This is a genomic window from Pseudomonas sp. NPDC085632, from assembly GCF_044541255.1.
GTDB lineage: Bacteria > Pseudomonadota > Gammaproteobacteria > Pseudomonadales > Pseudomonadaceae > Aquipseudomonas.
This window is the reverse complement of record NZ_JBITSX010000054.1, coordinates 20,091-35,772: the sequence shown is the minus strand read 5'-3', so window position 1 is coordinate 35,772 and position 15,682 is coordinate 20,091. Positions and strand designations below refer to the sequence as shown.

Annotated in this window: 15 protein-coding genes and 1 pseudogene; 6 read left to right on the top strand and 10 right to left on the bottom strand. The window is 59.7% G+C overall.

Translation table 11 applies throughout. The features are described 5' to 3' along the window. Nucleotides 1–196, bottom strand: a pseudogene (locus ACIF4X_RS25165) (cytochrome c oxidase subunit II); the annotation flags it as partial. Between the two features lie 369 nt (nt 197–565). Between ACIF4X_RS25165 and ACIF4X_RS25160 the strand changes: the two are divergent. Continuing rightward, nucleotides 566–1,198: a hypothetical protein gene (locus ACIF4X_RS25160; protein ID WP_397484163.1), complete on the top strand. Its 633-nt coding sequence runs from the start codon at nt 566–568 to the stop codon at nt 1,196–1,198. A gap of 134 nt (nt 1,199–1,332) precedes the next feature. Here ACIF4X_RS25160 and ACIF4X_RS25155 read toward each other — a convergent pair whose 3' ends face one another. From ACIF4X_RS25155 to ACIF4X_RS25130, 6 genes are all read right to left on the bottom strand, one after another. Beyond that, nucleotides 1,333–2,859, bottom strand: a complete 1,527-nt coding sequence (locus ACIF4X_RS25155) for a SulP family inorganic anion transporter (RefSeq protein WP_397484162.1) — start codon at nt 2,857–2,859, stop codon at nt 1,333–1,335. Nucleotides 2,860–2,949: 90 nt separating this feature from the next. Further along, nucleotides 2,950–3,678 (bottom strand): carbonic anhydrase, encoded by a 729-nt coding sequence (locus ACIF4X_RS25150; protein ID WP_007911720.1) that lies wholly within the window; start codon nt 3,676–3,678, stop codon nt 2,950–2,952. Between the two features lie 237 nt (nt 3,679–3,915). Beyond that, complete coding sequence (locus ACIF4X_RS25145; protein WP_397484161.1) at nt 3,916–4,974, bottom strand: PA0069 family radical SAM protein; 1,059 nt, start codon at nt 4,972–4,974, stop codon at nt 3,916–3,918. Nucleotides 4,975–5,048: 74 nt separating this feature from the next. Next, nucleotides 5,049–6,350, bottom strand: a complete 1,302-nt coding sequence (locus tag ACIF4X_RS25140) for a c-type cytochrome (RefSeq protein ID WP_397484160.1) — start codon at nt 6,348–6,350, stop codon at nt 5,049–5,051. A gap of 12 nt (nt 6,351–6,362) precedes the next feature. Beyond that, nucleotides 6,363–8,147, bottom strand: a complete 1,785-nt coding sequence (locus ACIF4X_RS25135) for a GMC family oxidoreductase (protein ID WP_397484159.1) — start codon at nt 8,145–8,147, stop codon at nt 6,363–6,365. A gap of 2 nt (nt 8,148–8,149) precedes the next feature. Next, nucleotides 8,150–8,896, bottom strand: coding sequence for a gluconate 2-dehydrogenase subunit 3 family protein (locus ACIF4X_RS25130; protein ID WP_397484158.1), 747 nt, complete (start codon nt 8,894–8,896; stop codon nt 8,150–8,152). Nucleotides 8,897–9,199: 303 nt separating this feature from the next. On the opposite strand from ACIF4X_RS25130, the gene ACIF4X_RS25125 reads away from it, so the two are divergent. Beyond that, nucleotides 9,200–9,844, top strand: a complete 645-nt coding sequence (locus ACIF4X_RS25125) for a dual specificity protein phosphatase family protein (protein WP_397484157.1) — start codon at nt 9,200–9,202, stop codon at nt 9,842–9,844. A 49-nt stretch (nt 9,845–9,893) separates the two neighbouring features. On the opposite strand, the gene ACIF4X_RS25120 is transcribed toward ACIF4X_RS25125, so the two are convergent. Next, on the bottom strand, nt 9,894–10,181 hold the full coding sequence (locus ACIF4X_RS25120; RefSeq protein WP_077575217.1) for a YheV family putative zinc ribbon protein: 288 nt from the start codon (nt 10,179–10,181) through the stop codon (nt 9,894–9,896). Beyond that, the gene (prlC, locus tag ACIF4X_RS25115) at nt 10,178–12,229 is read right to left on the bottom strand and encodes an oligopeptidase A (protein ID WP_397484156.1); all 2,052 of its coding nucleotides are present in this window, start codon (nt 12,227–12,229) and stop codon (nt 10,178–10,180) included. The genes ACIF4X_RS25120 and prlC overlap by 4 nt, the downstream gene beginning before the upstream one ends. An 88-nt stretch (nt 12,230–12,317) precedes the next feature. Between prlC and ACIF4X_RS25110 the strand changes: the two genes are divergently transcribed. Both ACIF4X_RS25110 and ACIF4X_RS25105 read left to right on the top strand, forming a co-directional pair. After that, complete coding sequence (locus tag ACIF4X_RS25110) at nt 12,318–12,863, top strand: gamma carbonic anhydrase family protein (RefSeq protein WP_397484155.1); 546 nt, start codon at nt 12,318–12,320, stop codon at nt 12,861–12,863. Between the two features lie 29 nt (nt 12,864–12,892). Further along, nucleotides 12,893–13,543, top strand: coding sequence for an HAD family hydrolase (locus ACIF4X_RS25105; RefSeq protein WP_397484154.1), 651 nt, complete (start codon nt 12,893–12,895; stop codon nt 13,541–13,543). A gap of 100 nt (nt 13,544–13,643) precedes the next feature. Here the strand turns inward: ACIF4X_RS25105 and ACIF4X_RS25100 are convergent, their stop codons facing one another. Next, nucleotides 13,644–14,735: an aminopeptidase gene (locus tag ACIF4X_RS25100; protein WP_397484153.1), complete on the bottom strand. Its 1,092-nt coding sequence runs from the start codon at nt 14,733–14,735 to the stop codon at nt 13,644–13,646. Between the two features lie 59 nt (nt 14,736–14,794). On the opposite strand from ACIF4X_RS25100, the gene ACIF4X_RS25095 reads away from it, so the two are divergent. Together ACIF4X_RS25095 and ACIF4X_RS25090 are read left to right on the top strand one after the other, a co-directional pair. Continuing rightward, the gene (locus tag ACIF4X_RS25095) at nt 14,795–15,217 is read left to right on the top strand and encodes a hypothetical protein (protein WP_397484152.1); all 423 of its coding nucleotides are present in this window, start codon (nt 14,795–14,797) and stop codon (nt 15,215–15,217) included. A 40-nt stretch (nt 15,218–15,257) separates the two neighbouring features. Further along, nucleotides 15,258–15,677, top strand: a complete 420-nt coding sequence (locus ACIF4X_RS25090; protein WP_397484151.1) for a hypothetical protein — start codon at nt 15,258–15,260, stop codon at nt 15,675–15,677. Nucleotides 15,678–15,682: the final 5 nt, after the last annotated feature.

The window sequence follows — 15,682 nt, the reverse complement described above, 5'->3', positions numbered from 1 at the left end:
TCATCGACCAGAACATGGCGCCGAAGACGATGATCCCGATCCCCACACAGATCCAGAAAATGGTCATGTGCAGGTCGAATACTGCGTGACTGATTTCAGTCGCGCCAGGCGCCATATTCACAGTCCAGGCGGCGTGCGCCGGACTGATAATCGACCACACCAGGAGGCCCATCCAGACGTGTGGATGTCGCATCATTGCGGGTTCCCCTTATCGTTCTTGTTATCCCGCCGGCTTTCGCCTGCGGCAAGGGAGCGGCTGCATCAGACTACGAACTTGAATCGCCGGGCCTTGCTGCGGGTGCAGTCGGGCGTCATCAGCTAACTCCATTCACTGGCGAGTATAGACAGCGACTGAGAATTGCAATGTGTGGACGTAAATGATCTGAAACAGCGGGTACTTGCATTCGAGGGCACGAATGGAGAAGGATGCAGACGAGTGGTGGCAAATCGATATAACGCAGGTGCATCAAGGATGAAATAATTATGACAAATGCGTCTTAGCATTTTTCGTAAGCCAGCTAAGTTATGTCTTCCCTATTTCATTGCCTTGTTTCCTGGAGTTTTCATGAACACCGCCGCATTGCGCGAGCAGATCCAAAAAGCCCGACAACACGAAAACGAAACCGGACGGCTGACCCGTCAGCTGGAAGAACAACTGCCTCACCTGCACCCGTCAATCCAATTGCCGGAGACCGATGCCAAGGCCGTATTGACGCGTTTTGTCGAAGCCTACATCGATGAAGTACCTGACCTGCTGGACGCAGCCAATGAAGTTGCCAGGGAAGCGGGAATCGAATCGCAGATCAAACCGGTGCTGAAAATCGCCGAGCAGTATTTCCTCCAGCCTCCCGTTGGCCTGGAACATCTGCTGGACGAAGCCTATCTGGCGCACCGCTTTGTCGAAGAGGTCAACGACCTGTACATCAAGCATTTCGGCCAGCCACTGATCCCCTTGGACATGACGGTCGCCAATCTGATTGCTCACCAGTTACTCGGTGAGAAATTTGCCAACCAACTGGATGAAGTCGTGCACCACGCGGTGGACAGCATGCTCGACGATGACAGCTTTGCGCTGGAGTCGGTCGAAGCCTACCGCGAAAAACTCAGCAGCCCAGACACCGGCGCCGCGTGGAAACGCTGGCCGTGCATGGGCCGCCGACTGGGTGTGGGCCTGGAACTCGACCAGCCTGCTGCGTAACCCGGAAACACTTCAACACCTGTGGGAGCTGGCTTGCCAGCGATAGCGGTGGATCAGTCAGCACGGTCAGTGACTGACACTCCGTCATCGCTGGCAAGCCAGCTCCCACAGGGTTTGTGTCCAGGCGGGGAGATTTAGCCGGCCGCGCCGATCCCGGTCGTGGTCCGAACCCGCCCCTCAAGCCTGCGCTTCAACCCCCGCGACTCGATCAACAGTTTCGACCCCTTCGCCGCATTCGCCCGGCCCCACTCCTCCAGCAACTCCAGACACGAATGGTCGATGTAGCTCAGGTTATTGAGCGGCACATGCACCGTCGTGCCCAGCGGAATGCTGCCCAGCACTTGCGTCAGTGCCGGCACCTTGAGGAAGGTCGCCGCACCGACCAGACGCAACTCCATTTCGCCTTGCTGCGGCAGATCGATCAGGCTGATCTTCAACCGCGAAGCCTTGAACGCCAGTTTCAGCAGGGTCATACCGAAACCGATCAGCACACCGGTCAGCAGGTCTGTGAAGATGATCGCCAGCGCCGTCGCCGCGTAAGTGAACATCGGCATCCGTCCGTAACGACCCAGACCACGAAATGCCTTGAGGTCGACCAGTTTGAAACCGGTATACACCAGCACCCCCGCCAGACTCGCCACCGGAATGCTTTGCAGCACGCTCGACAGCAACAGCACGAACGCCAGCAGCCACAGGCCATGAAAGATCGTCGAATAGCGAGTGGTCGCACCGGCCTGGACGTTGGCCGAACTGCGCACGATCACCCCGGTCATCGGCAACGCGCCGACCAGACCGCAGAGCATGTTGCCGACCCCTTGCGCCGACAGTTCACGGTCGAAGTCCGAACGTACGCCGCTGTGCATGCGATCCACTGCTGCGGCAGACAACAGGGTTTCCGCACTGGCGATAAACGCCACCGCGAAGGCGGCGATCAGTAGCGTCGGGTCGGCCAGGCTAAGCAAATCTGCAGGTTTCAGCCAATCAATGGCTTCCGCCAGATTCGCCGGCACTTCAACGCGTTTTACCTGTAACGCCAGCAGCAGACTGGCGCCTGTTGCCAGACCGACGCCGAGCAACGCCCCGGGCACGAAGCGCAGCGAATGCGGGCGAAATTTCTCCCACAGCCACATCACCGCAATCGTCGACAGCCCGAGCAGTCCGGCCTGCCAGCCGAACGACGGCAGCGCTTGTGCCACCGCCGCCGGGAACGCCGTGAGGTTATCCAGCCCCGAAGGCTTGGGTGATGCATCAAGCATCACATGCACCTGCGACAGCACGATCAACACGCCAATCCCGGCGAGCATTCCGTAGACCACCGCAGGCGCCGTGACCCGAAACCAGCAACCCAGTTTCAAGCGCCCGGCGACCAGTTGCAGAAAACCGGCGAGCAACAGAATCGGCCCGAGCATCTCGATGCCGTGCTGGCGCACCAGTTCGAACACCAACACCGCCAGCCCCGCCGCCGGCCCGCTGACCTGCAACGGCGAACCCGCCAGCCAACCGACCACCAGACCACCGATGATCCCGGTGATCAGGCCTTTGGCCGGTGGCAACCCTGAGGCGATCGCAATACCCATGCACAGCGGCAGGGCGACCAGAAACACAACCACTGAAGCGAGCAACTCCCGTGGCAACACCGCTTTCAATTGAGCCGCACGCATGGCGATTCTCCCGAAGTTTTCTTCAGGCATGGCTTCGCCGAACCGCTGAAACAGCGGCCGGCGTCAAACCACACAGATGTTTAGGAAGATTTAGAAGCGCGCTTTGGGCGTCGCCACCGGAATCGGATGGCTACCGTCGAGCGGCAGGAAACGTCCCTGATCCGCGTCGTAAGCTTTGATTTCGCTGGTTTCGATGTCGTAGACCCAACCATGGATGAACAAATGACCGTTCGCCATGCGCGAGGCTACCGAAGGATGGGTACGCAAGTGCTGCAATTGGGCGATGACGTTTTCCTCGGTGAGGATCGGCATGCTTTCTTTTTCGTCGGCGCAGTTACAGTTCTCATGCACCATGGTTTTCGCGACTTCAGCGTGGCGCAGCCAGGCTTTGACTGTCGGCATCTTTTCCAGGCTGTCCGGATTGAGCACTGCACGCATGGCGCCGCAATCGGAGTGGCCGCAGATGATGATGTGCTGCACGCCGAGCGCCAGTACCGCGTATTCGATTGCGGTGGAAACGCCGCCGTTCATCTGCCCGTAAGGCGGCACGACGTTGCCGACGTTACGGGTTACGAACAGATCGCCGGGCGAGCTGTGGGTAATCAGCTCGGGGACGATGCGTGAGTCGGCGCAGGTGATGAACATCGCCTTGGGCGCCTGGGCCGTGGCGAGTTTCTTGAAGAGTTCTTCCTGCTGCGGAAAGACCTCATGATGAAAATGCAAAAAGCCGTCTACGATCTGTCGCAGCGCTGCATCGGCGGATTCCGCTTCAGGGGTTTGCGCCGACGCAGCCAACGGCTGTTTATCCTTGTCACTCATGATTCATCCTCTTTGGCGGATTAGGGGAGTCGTTCCCATGTATTCCGGTATGAAGCCAGTGGCTGTTTAAACATCCGGGTCATCCCGACCCGTCAGTCACTCGATGAACAAGGTAGCCGCCGAAACTTAACTCAAACTGAATCAAACGCTCTAGCACGTGTGTTCCAGGTCACAAAAAACGTGACTGGGTGATTTCGGCGGAAGGATTCCAACCCCTCAACCATAGGCCAATTGTCGCTAAATCAAAGACATCTGGCGACCCGGCGGACAGAAGGCGGTGCAATCGAGGTTATAGCCCTCGCGGTGATTCATACCAAGACGCTTGATCGCTTTGGCGAAACGTTGCGCGAGCAGATCGGCAAACACCCCTTCGCCGCGCATGCGTGCACCAAAACGGCTGTCGTAGAGCTCGCCGCCACGGCTCTGACGGATCAGGCTCAGCACGTGTGCGGCGCGTTGCGGATAGTGCGCCTGAAGCCATTCTTCAAACAGCGGCGCTACTTCCAGCGGCAGACGCAACATCATGTAGGCGGCGCTTTGCGCTCCGGCGCCATGGGCTTCGGTGAGCAGGTTTTCGATCTCGCTGTCGTTGATCATCGGGATCATCGGCGAACACAGCACACCGACCGGAATGCCTGCTTCGCGCATTACCCGAATAGCGCGCAACCGCGCTTTGGGTGCAGCGGCGCGCGGCTCGAGGATGCGTTTGAGTTCGTCGTCCAGCGTGGTCAGGCTGATCATCACCGCGACCAGCCGTTGCTGCGCCAATTCTGTCAGCAAGTCGAGATCGCGCAGGATCAGCGAGCCCTTGGTAATGATGGTTACCGGATGCCGGTAGCGCAGCAGCACTTCGAGGGTCTGGCGGGTGATTTTGTGTTCGCGCTCGATTGGTTGATACGGATCGGTGTTGGAGCCCAGATTGATCGGCGCGCATTGATAACCGCGCTTGCTCAGCTGTTCTTCCAGTACCTGAGCGGCGTTGGTCTTGGCGATCAACCGGGTTTCGAAATCCAGCCCTGGCGACATGTCCCAATAGGCATGGCTGGGCCGCGCGTAACAATAGATACAGCCATGCTCGCAGCCGCGATAGGGATTGATCGAACGATCAAAGGGCAGGTCCGGCGAGGTGTTACGGGTAATGATGGTTTTCGCGGTTTCGATCATCACCTCGGTGTTCTGCGTCTCGGGCACTTCCTGATACCAGCCGTCGTCCTCGGCCACCGAGCGATTCGGTGCGAAGCGGTTGTGCGGGTTGGTCGCAGTGCCGCGACCGCGAGGTGGTAATGCAGTAGACATGAAAACGCCCCGATACTGTATATGCACACAGTATCGGGGCGTTGCGCATCTGGCTAGTGCCGTTGGGCGACTGGTCAGTTGTGCTGTGTTACCTGACCGAGGTCATCGCTGGAGGTGTGTTTCATATCCTCCTTGCGCAACTCGGCAACATCAGCAGCCTTCACCGGCGCACCCTTGTTGCCCCAACTGCCACGAATAAAACTCACCACATCCGCCACTTCCTGATCCGACAGGCGCCAGGCGAAACCCGGCATGGTGAAGGCAGAAGGCGCGGTGTGCGTCGCCGGCAACGTACCGCCCTTGAGCACGATGTGGATCAGCGAAGTCGGGTCTTCCGATTGCAGCACCGGATTGCCCGCCAGCGCCGGGAACACTCGCGTGTAACCGTGGCCGTCGGTGCGGTGGCAGGCCGCGCAGTTGTCGATATACACCGAGGCACCGCGCTGGCTGTCGTCGCCATTCCACAGCGCCTTTGCGACTTTCTCGTCGTACTGATGCGGTTGATCGTTTGGATCATTGGCCGGCAGCGACTTGAGGTAGCGGGCGATGGCGGTCAGGTCGGCGTCGGTCATGTATTGCATGCTGTGGGTGACCACATCACTCATGCCGCCGAACACGGCGCTGCGATCGCTGCGCCCGGTTTTGAGGAACTGCACCAGTTGCTCTTCGCTCCAGCCGCCGAGGCCGTCCTTGTGATCGCCGCGCAGGCTTTTGGCGATCCAGCCTTCCAGCGGCGCGCTGCCGGCGAGGAAATTTTTGCCGTCAGCGACGCTGAGGGATTTTTCCTGCATGGTCAGGGCGCGCGGCGTATGGCAGGCGCCGCAATGGCCGAGGCCTTCGACCAGATACGCGCCACGATCGATCACCGGGTCGGTACTCGTCGCTTTGTAGTCCTCGACCTTCGGCGCAAACATCCAGCGCCAGCCCATCAGCGGCCAGCGCATGCTGAGTGGCCACGGAATGTCACTGGCCTTGTTCTCTTGCGCCACCGGTTCTACGCCGTGCATGAAGTACGCGTACAACGCTTGCATGTCGGTTTCGCTGACACGCGCGTAGGACGGATACGGCATCGCCGGGTACAACGTACTACCGTTTTTGGCGACGCCATGACGCACGGCCTGATCGAAGTCTTCGAAGCTGTATTCACCGACGCCGGACTTGTCCGGGGTGATGTTGGTCGAGTAGATCGTGCCGATCGGGGTTTCCATCGGCAGGCCACCGGCGAACGGTTTGCCGCCCTTGGCGGTGTGGCACGCCACGCAATCACCGGCGCGGGCGAGGTATTCGCCTTGTTTGATCAACGCTTGATCAATTTCAGCCGCATGAATTGAGGCGCTGCCGAGCAGCGCCAGGGTCGCGATAACGAAATTCTTCATGGTCATCGCTCCTTAAGCCTGAACCAGCGGGCCGGGGTTTTTCAGGTACTGCTCGCGGATCGCTTTCGCCGACCAGTAGGTCAGTGCAGCAACCAACCCCGTCGGGTTGTAACCCAGGCCTTGCGGGAACGCCGAGGCGCCCGGCACGAACACGTTGTGCACGTCCCAGCTCTGCAGATAACGGTTCAGCGCGCTCTTCTTCGGATCGGTGCCCATGATCGCGCCACCGTTAAGGTGGGTGGTCTGGTACGACGCCGTATTGAAGTGGTCGCCGACTTTCTTGCCGATCACCGCAATGGCTTTCGGGCCCATCGCTTCGGCGACCTTGCCCATTTTCTCGACCATGAAGCGGTTCATCTTGATGTCGTTTTCCTGCCAGTCGAAGGTCATCCGCAGCAGTGGCAAACCGTAGGCATCGCGGTACACCGGATCGAGATCGAGGTAGTTGCCACGGTAGGACTGATGCGCGCCGTGGGCGTCCATCGACACCTGGTGGGTGTAGTAATCGGCGGTCGCGCGTTTCCAGTCACTGCCCCACGCGGGTGTGCCCGGCGGGTTCGAGGTGCCGGCGATCGGGCGGCTGCCGGCCTGGTTGACCCACATCGGCGAGCCGCCGACGAAGCCGTGCGGGCCGTGGTCGAAGTTGTCGGCGTTGAAATCGTCCAGCGCCACGCCGTTGCCGCCGGCGCCGATGAAGTTGTTGGTGTGGGTGTCCTTGTCGAAGAACGCCTTGATGGTCGCCATGTTCTGGTAGGCGAAGTTACGCCCGACCACGCCTTCGCCAGTGATCGGGTCGTACGGTTTGCCGATGCCCGAAAGCAGCATCAGACGCACGTTGTGCAGCTGGAACGCGCCGAGAATCACCAGATCCGCCGGTTGCTCGATCTCGCGACCCTGAGCATCGACGTAGGTGACGCCGGTGGCTTTGCTCTTGGTGCTGTCGAGGTTGATCCGCAGCACGTGGGCGTTGGCGCGCAACTCGAAATTCGGCAGCGGTTTCAGCGCCGGCAGAATGTTCACGTTCGGCGACGCCTTGGAGTACATGTAGCAAACATAACCGCTGCAGAAACCGCAGAAGTTGCACGGGCCCATCTGTGCGCCGTAAGGGTTGGTGTACGGCCCCGACGTATTCGCGGACGGCAGGTTATAGGGTTTGTACCCGACTTCTGTAGCCGCTTTGCCGAACAGCTGTGCGGACACGGTGTTCTTCTGCGCTTCCAGCGGGAACGGATTGGAACGGTCCGGCGCGTACGGGTTGCCGCCCTTGCCCTGACCGACCAGTTGGCCTTTCACGGTCCACGCCTGGCCGGAGGTGCCGAAGACTTTTTCGGCGAAATCGAAGAACGGCTCCAGCTCTTCGTAGCTGACGCCGAAGTCCTGGATGGTCATGTCTTTGGGGATAAAGCTTTTGCCGTAGCGCTCTTCGTAGTGGCTGCGCATGCGCAACTCGATCGGGTCGACCCGGAAGTGCACGCCCGACCAATGCAAACCGGCGCCACCGACACCATTGCCCGGCAGGAACGCGCCCAACTGGCGGTTCGGCAGAGCAATGTCGTTGACGCTATGACGGATGGTGACGGTCTCTTTGGAGATGTCCTGAAAGAGTTTTTTCCGCACGCTGTAAGTGAGTTCGTCGATCACCTGCGGATAGTTGCCGTCGGGGTAGGTGTCCTGCATCGGCCCGCGCTCCAGCGCCAGCACGTTGAGGCCCGCTTCGGTCAGCTCCTTGGCCATGATCGCGCCAGTCCAGCCGAAACCGACGATGACTGCGTCAACCTTCTTCATTACCGTTGCCATGCTTACGCCCTCTCGCCGCGAATCGAAACTGCCGGGAAGGGGTATTGCTCGTTGCGTTCCACCCAATCCATGAAATCGGCGCGGGCGCCGGGGAAGCCGATCATGGTCCAGCCGACCATGCCTTTGTTACCGCCGTGGATCGGGTCGCAGAAGAACCCTTCCTTGGTGTTTTGCAGCAGCAGGTTGAAGAAAATCTTCGCCGGAACGGCGTCAAACTGAGGTTTGCCGGCTTCGAGTTGCTTGAGCAAATCGTCTCGGGTAGCGCTGTCTTGCTCAGCAAATACTTTACCGTTGAGGGATTTTGCCCACTGATCCGTGGCGGCGATGCCGAGGCGATAGATCTCTTTAGGCACCAGTTTGCTCTGCCAGCCCATTTCCGGCGCGGCGTCGGCATTGAACGGGCCTTGCATGTACCAAAGGGCACCGGCGGCGTACGGCGTGTTCATCTGCCGGTCGATGTATTCCGGCACGCCGGCTTCGAGCGCACCCGGGCCTTGGGCATCGTTGGGGATCAACTGCGCGACGGCGGCATTGATGAACGCCCATTCTTCGGCGGTGAAATAGTTCGGTTGATAAACGCCGGTGTCAGCGCGAGGAGGTTGCGCGGCCGGTGCAGCAGGCGCGGCTTCGGGAGCGGCTTGCAGGACGCTGCTGCCCAGACCGGTGCCGGCCAGGGTGACGACCGGGATCAGGGTCAGGGATTTGCGCAAAAAATCACGCCGCGGGTTGTCTCGACTTTCATCAGACATGGGGTGCACCTCATCAGACATCAGGGGATAACCGTTTCTGCGAACGGCTTGAGGATTTTTTCGTCGCGACGTGGCCGGATGACCCGGGAAAGGGGGACGCGTCTGCAACATCGTGTGACAAATGGTAGCAGGCTAAGCTTCGAGGTGAACCGATTCAGTGGAAAAAGACCGGTTTTTCTTGGCCGAACTCAATGAAACAGCGCTGATTCACGATTCTTTTACAAATGGCTCACGGGGCTTTGACCGCCGAACATCGAAGCTGCGGCTCCTCTCATCGATGAATCCCGACACGGTCACCCCAGCATGTCCCGAGTGCGTTTGTTCCCTGCTTTGTGTTTATCGCTAGTAGCGCTGTTGCATTGGCTGCCGGCCCAGGCTGCAGCGGCAACGACTGTCCGCCCGAGTGATTGGGCACAACCGGTCGAAGTGCAATACAACCTGTTCCAGATGTCGCCGACGCTCTATCGCAGCGCGTTGCCGGATGGCGGCGCCGTGCCGTTGCTGAAAAATCTCAAAGTCACCACGGTGATCAACTTCCTGCCGGAAGCCGATAGCAACTGGTTGTCGGAGCCGGGCATCAATCAGGTGCAACTGCCGTATCGCACCAATCACGTTGACGACGCCGATGTGCTCAAGACTTTGCGGGCTATTCAGTCTGCCGAAGCCAATGGCCCGGTGTTGATGCATTGCAAGCATGGCTCGGACCGCACGGGCCTGATGGCGGCGATGTATCGTGTGGTGGTGCAGGGCTGGAGCAAAGAGGACGCTTTGAGCGAGATGACCCAGGGCGGTTTTGGCGAGAGCGGTCACTTCCGCGACAGCGTGCGCTACGTCATGCAGGCCGATGTCGACAAGCTGCGCACGGCACTGGCCAATGGTGATTGCAGCACCAGCGCGTTCGCCACCTGCTCGATGAAGAGCTGGTTTCAGTCAGTCAATCTGAAGTAATCCGCAACCTTCCACGACATTGCATCGTGGAAGGTTTTCAAACCTCCGCTCAGTCCTCGGACTTTTTCTTCAGTTTCGGATTCGGAAAGAACTGCACCGCCTGCACGGTCTTGTCCGGCGCAGGTTTGTTCAGCGCGCTGGTGTTGACCCGCGTGCCCAATTCTTTCGGCACCGACAGCCCTTGCTCGTTGAGCGTGTCGGAGTAACCGCAGGCCACGCATTCACGGTGCGGAACGCTGTCCTCGTTCCACATCATCAACTTGTCCGGCTCGCTGCACGCCGGGCAGACCGCCCCGGCGATAAAGCGTTTCTTGGTAATCACAGGCCCCTCACTCATGCTGCCGCGTCCTCACTCAGGCCGCTGTGGCGCAACAGTGCGTCAATCGACGGCTCACGGCCACGGAAGTCGACGAACAGCACCATCGGTGCCTGCGAACCGCCGCGCGCCAGAATCGCTTCGCGGAAGGCACGACCGGTTTCTGCGTTGAGCACGCCGTCTTCTTCAAACTTCGAGAAGGCATCCGCCGACAGCACTTCAGCCCACTTGTAGCTGTAGTAACCCGCCGCGTAACCGCCGGCGAAGATGTGTGCGAAGCTGTTCGGAAAGCGGTTGTAGGCCGGCGGACGCATCACCGACACCTCGTCACGCACGCCTTCGAGGACTTGCAGTGGACTGCGGCCATCACCGTGAGTGGCGTGCAGTTCGAAGTCGAACAGCGAGAATTCGAGCTGACGGACCATCATCAGGCCGGACTGGAAGTTCTTCGCCGCGAGCATTTTTTCCAGCAGGTCCTGTGGCAGCGGCTCGCCGCTTTCGTAATGACCGGAAATCAGCGCGAGGCCTTCCGGCTCCCAGCACCAGTTTTCCATGAACTGGCTCGGCAGCTCGACCGCGTCCCAGGCCACGCCGTTGATCCCCGAAACGCCGGCATGATCAACGCGGGTCAGCAGATGATGCAGGCCATGACCGAACTCGTGGAACAGCGTGGTCACTTCATCGTGGGTCAGCAGCGCAGGCTTGCCGCTGTCGGCCGGGGTGAAGTTGCACACCAGATTGGCCACCGGGCTTTGCAGCACGCCGTCGACGGTGCGGCGACGGTCGCGGGCGCCGTCCATCCACGCACCGCCACGTTTGTTGGCGCGGGCATAGAGGTCGAAGAAGAAGCGGCCGACGTGCTGGCCGTTTTCCTTGATTTCGAACAGGCGAACATCCGGGTGCCAGGTGTCGAAGCCTTTCTGCTCGGCGATTTCGATGCCGTACAGACGCTGGACGATGGCGAACAGACCGCCCAGCACTTTATCGATCGGGAAGTAGGCGCGCAGGGTTTCCTGAGCAACGCTGTAGCGTTGTTCACGGAGTTTTTCACCGTAGAAACCGCTGTCCCAGCTTTGCAGATCGGCGCAGCCCTGTTCGGCGGCGTAAGCGCGCAGCTGTTGCAGATCCTGGGCGGCAAACGGCTTGCTGCGCTTGGCCAGATCGCGCAGGAAGCTCAGCACCTGATCGCTGGACTCGGCCATTTTCGTCGCCAGGCTCAGCTCGGAGAAGCTGGCGAAACCCAAGAGTTTGGCCAGTTCCTGACGCAGGTCGAGGATCTCTTCCATCACCGGGCCGTTGTCGTTCTGGCCGGCGTTCGGGCCTTGGTCCGAGGCGCGGGTGCAGTAGGCGGCGTAGACTTCTTCACGCAATGCACGGTCTTGCGCGTAGGTCATTACCGCGTAGTAGCTCGGGAATTCCAGGGTGATCAGCCAGCCATCGAGGCCTTTGGCCTGTGCGGCGGCCGCCATTTGCGCCTTGGCCGAGTCGGTCAGGCCGGCGAGGGCGGCTTCGTCGCTGACGTGTTTGGTCCACGCCTGAGTGGCGTCGAGCAGTTGATTGGAGAAGCGGCTGCCCAGCTCGGACAGTTTGCTTTGCACTTCGGCGTAGCGTTTCTGTTCGGCTTCCGGCAAGTCGATACCCGACAGACGGAAGTCGCGCAGGGCGTGTTCCAGAATAGTCTTTTGCGCCACGTCGAAACCGGCGGCTTCCGGGCTGTTGGCCAGTGCTTCATAAGCCTGGAACAGCTCGCGGTTCTGGCCCATCTCGGTGGAGTAGGCGCTCAAGGCTGGCAGGCACGACTCGTAGGCTTCGCGCAGTTCGGCACTGTTGCACACGGCATTGAGGTGGCTGACCGGGCTCCAGGCAGCGCCGAGGCGATCATTGAGTTCGTCCATCGCCAATACCAGGCCGGCCCAGGTAGGGTTCTGAACCTGAGTCTTGAGGATTTCGGCAATGGCGGCGCGGTTGTCGGCCAGGATCGTTTCGATGGCGGGCAGGACGTGTTCGGCACGGATCGTGGAGAACGGTGGCAGGTCGTAGGACTGCAGCAGAGGGTTGTTCACGCTCACGGTTGGCACCTTGGCTGGGGAAACATGCAACCATCTTAATTACAATCGGCATTCACCGCAGCTATCGGCGACAGAGAGAGAAATTATCGTGTCCGTTCGCAAGTACCAGAATCACACCCCAAGCCTCTGCAAAGGCGCGTTTGTCGACGGCTCGGCGGTGGTTATCGGCGACGTCGAAATCGGTGAAGACAGCTCGGTCTGGCCGCTGACCGTGATCCGCGGCGACATGCACCGCATCCGCATCGGTGCGCGCACCAGCGTGCAGGACGGCTGCGTGTTGCACATCACCCACGCCGGCCCGTTCAACCCGGACGGCTTCCCGCTGCTGATCGGCGATGACGTGACCATCGCCCACAAAGTCATGTTGCACGGCTGCAGCGTTGGCAGCCGCGTGTTGATCGGCATGGGCAGCATTGTCATGGACGGTGCGGTGGTCGAGGACGACGTGATCATCGGCGCCGGCAGCCTGGTACCGCCGGGCAAGCGACTGCAAAGCGGCTTCCTCTATGTGGGTAGCCCGGTGAAACAGGTGCGAGAACTCACCGACAAGGAAAAAGCCTTCTTCACCTACAGCGCCGCCAACTACGTGAAGCTCAAGGACCTGCATCTGGCCGAAGGCTACGACACACTCTGATTCGAATTGGCGACTGCCCAGGAATTCCCATGCATTACCAAACCGTACTGTTCGACCTTGATGGCACCCTGACAGACCCACGTGAGGGCATCACCCGCTCCATTCAGTTTGCCCTCGCCAAGCTCGGCATTGATGAGCCGGACCTGACCAAACTCGAACACTTCATTGGCCCGCCGTTGTTGCAGGCGTTCATGCAGTTCTACGATTTTGATGAAGCCAAGGCGTGGCAGGCGGTGAATTTCTACCGCGAGCGTTTCAAGGTCACTGGCCTGTACGAGAACCGCGTGTTCGATGGCGTCACGCCGTTGCTGGAAACCCTCAGTGGCCAAGGCCGGCAGCTGTATATCGCCACGTCGAAGCCATGGGAATTCGCCCGCGAGATTGCCCGGCATTTTGATTTTGCCCGGCACTTCAAGGTGATCTACGGCAGTGAGCTGGATGGCACGCGGACCAACAAGGTTGAGCTGATTGCTCACTTGATGGCTGAAGAAGGGCTGGACCCGGCGAATACGCTGATGATCGGCGACCGTAAGCACGACCTGATCGGCGCGCGCAGTAATGGCCTGGATGCGGCGGCGGTCGGTTATGGGTTTGGCAGTTTTGAAGAGTTGAATGCTGAGGCGCCGGCTTATCACTTTGAAACACTGGACGCGTTGCATCAGGCGTTTCTGCGGCGCTGATCACTACGCCATCGCTGGCAAGCCAGCTCCCACAGGTGAGCGATGTACTCAGGTTCATCGCTGTCCCTGTGGGAGCTGGCTTGCCAGCGATGAGGCCAGTTCAGTCATTGAAGGCCTGAAAATCTGCCAACGCTTTCAGCGCCGCCTTACGCTCAGCCACCGGCAGCTCTCCCAACTTCTCAACCTCTGCATAAAACCTCAGCCAATCCCCCCCGACCTTTTTGAACAACGCCGCAAACGCCGGCACCCATTGGTCATACAGGCCAAACGGCAACAACCGCGCATTGTTTAGCGGCGCATTCACCCAAGCGTCATAACGCTTGTCCCCGGCCCACTGACTGTCCTTCATTACCCGATAATCCCGGCGAAACCGCTCGAATTCGGCCGCTTTGCGTTCGCGCATTTGCTCAACCGGCAATGACTGCGCGTAGAGCTTTTCCAGCCGTGAGCGGGTATCGAGCACCAACTCAATAAACTGATCGCGCTGCTTCAGCCGTGAATCGGTGTCCGCCGGCAAGCCACGAAACGCTCGCCAATGCCGCGTACCTTCCTGCTCGACAAAGGTGGCAAAGGACTCGTTGAACTCGGTGTCGTCCTTCACATAGAAACGTTGATGGGCCAGCTCATGAAAGATCAGCGTGGCCAGGCGCTCATCGCCCCAGCCCATCATTGAATTGAGGATCGGGTCGTTGAACCAGCCGAGCGTCGAATAGGCCTCGACGCCGCCAATCGAAACGTCCATGCCCTGCAAGCGCTGAATTGCCGCCTCGCCACGAGCCGCGCTCTGGCTGTAGTAGCCGCGATAGGCCACACACCCGGCAATCGGGAAGCAATGGTTCTGCGGCGTCAGGGAGAACTCCTGAGTGGCGAACACATTCCACACCACATACGGGCGATGGATATCGGCGTAAAGACGATAACTCTGGTTGTCCGGCAGGTGCAGATGCTCGCTGGCAAAGGCGCGGGCCTTCTGCGATTGCGCCAGATGGGCGCGCAGTGTCGCGTCGCGGCTCGGGTCATTGATCACCTTTTCCACTGGCTCGCGTGCCCGCAGCAATTGCAACTGACCGCTGGCCAACTGAGCGTAATAGCTGACGCTGGCGCAACCGTTGAGCAACAAAAACAACACACCCGGAAACAAAACCCGAAAAACGCGATCAAGTAACCCAAGGCTTGGAAGCGGCCTGATCAAAATAAGAAATCCCCCGGAGAGTCTGCCCGCAAGACTATCCCGCCTTAAGGAGCACCGCTATGCGCATGTTGATGCTGTCAGGGGGCCTGCTGACGTTGGCCGGTTGTGCCAATTTCGGAATGCCTGATCCTGACCCTTCACAGGCCTGGATCGACCTCGATGCCCGGCAACAGGACACAACCTTGCAAGCGCTGAAGGTCGACAGCAGCGTGACCGACGACAAACGCTACTTCGAAGTGCAGCCCGGCAGCCATGAATTGAAGGTGCGCTATCAGTTTCCGGTGGCGGCGACCAACATCGGTCCCGATGCAGAGCCGCTGTGGCGCGATTGCCAGTTGAGCGTGAAATTCACGGACTTCAATGCCGGCCAGCGCTACCAGTTGCAGGCTGGCAGTATCGGTTTCCGGCCATGGGCCAAGCTCTATGACGAGCAGCGCAAAGTGGTAGGCCAGGGCACGCCGGCAGGCTGTCAGAGCAGCTGATCGGCGCTATGCTGAATATTCAGATCTGTGGATATCCATCATGCGCCATTTGCTGTTGTTGCTTGTTGCCAGTCTTGTGGCCGGTTGTCAGACGCCGTTGCCACCGGTCGATCCGCAGATGGCCTGGGTCGATTTTTCTACACCGACACCGGGCGGTAAAGTGCTGATGGCCGAGCGCCTCGACAAACAACGACTGAATGACGGACGCTTCTTTCAGGTCACCCCCGGCAGTCACGAATTGCGCGTGCGCTTCGATTTCGAAGTGTTTGGCGGCGGCGGCAGTTTGATGAACGGCCCGGTAGAGCGGCTGTGTTATCTGTACATCCGCTATGACCATTTCGAGGCCGGCCAGCGTTATGTGCTGGAGGGGCGTTCGCTGGCGTTCACCCCGAGTGCCCGGCTGTACAACGCCAAGCGCGAAATCGTCGCCGAGGATTACGACTACGACTGCATTATTTGAGACAA

What these genes read in the sequence shown, in the direction of transcription:
- ACIF4X_RS25160 (WP_397484163.1), top strand. Translation starts at nt 566, where the DNA reads ATGAACACCGCCGCATTGCGCGAGCAGATCCAAAAAGCCCGACAACAC.
- ACIF4X_RS25155 (WP_397484162.1), bottom strand. Translation starts at nt 2,859, where the DNA reads ATGCGTGCGGCTCAATTGAAAGCGGTGTTGCCACGGGAGTTGCTCGCT.
- ACIF4X_RS25150 (WP_007911720.1), bottom strand. Translation starts at nt 3,678, where the DNA reads ATGAGTGACAAGGATAAACAGCCGTTGGCTGCGTCGGCGCAAACCCCT.
- ACIF4X_RS25145 (WP_397484161.1), bottom strand. Translation starts at nt 4,974, where the DNA reads ATGTCTACTGCATTACCACCTCGCGGTCGCGGCACTGCGACCAACCCG.
- ACIF4X_RS25140 (WP_397484160.1), bottom strand. Translation starts at nt 6,350, where the DNA reads ATGAAGAATTTCGTTATCGCGACCCTGGCGCTGCTCGGCAGCGCCTCA.
- ACIF4X_RS25135 (WP_397484159.1), bottom strand. Translation starts at nt 8,147, where the DNA reads ATGGCAACGGTAATGAAGAAGGTTGACGCAGTCATCGTCGGTTTCGGC.
- ACIF4X_RS25130 (WP_397484158.1), bottom strand. Translation starts at nt 8,896, where the DNA reads ATGTCTGATGAAAGTCGAGACAACCCGCGGCGTGATTTTTTGCGCAAA.
- ACIF4X_RS25125 (WP_397484157.1), top strand. Translation starts at nt 9,200, where the DNA reads ATGTCCCGAGTGCGTTTGTTCCCTGCTTTGTGTTTATCGCTAGTAGCG.
- ACIF4X_RS25120 (WP_077575217.1), bottom strand. Translation starts at nt 10,181, where the DNA reads ATGAGTGAGGGGCCTGTGATTACCAAGAAACGCTTTATCGCCGGGGCG.
- ACIF4X_RS25105 (WP_397484154.1), top strand. Translation starts at nt 12,893, where the DNA reads ATGCATTACCAAACCGTACTGTTCGACCTTGATGGCACCCTGACAGAC.
- ACIF4X_RS25095 (WP_397484152.1), top strand. Translation starts at nt 14,795, where the DNA reads ATGCGCATGTTGATGCTGTCAGGGGGCCTGCTGACGTTGGCCGGTTGT.
- ACIF4X_RS25090 (WP_397484151.1), top strand. Translation starts at nt 15,258, where the DNA reads ATGCGCCATTTGCTGTTGTTGCTTGTTGCCAGTCTTGTGGCCGGTTGT.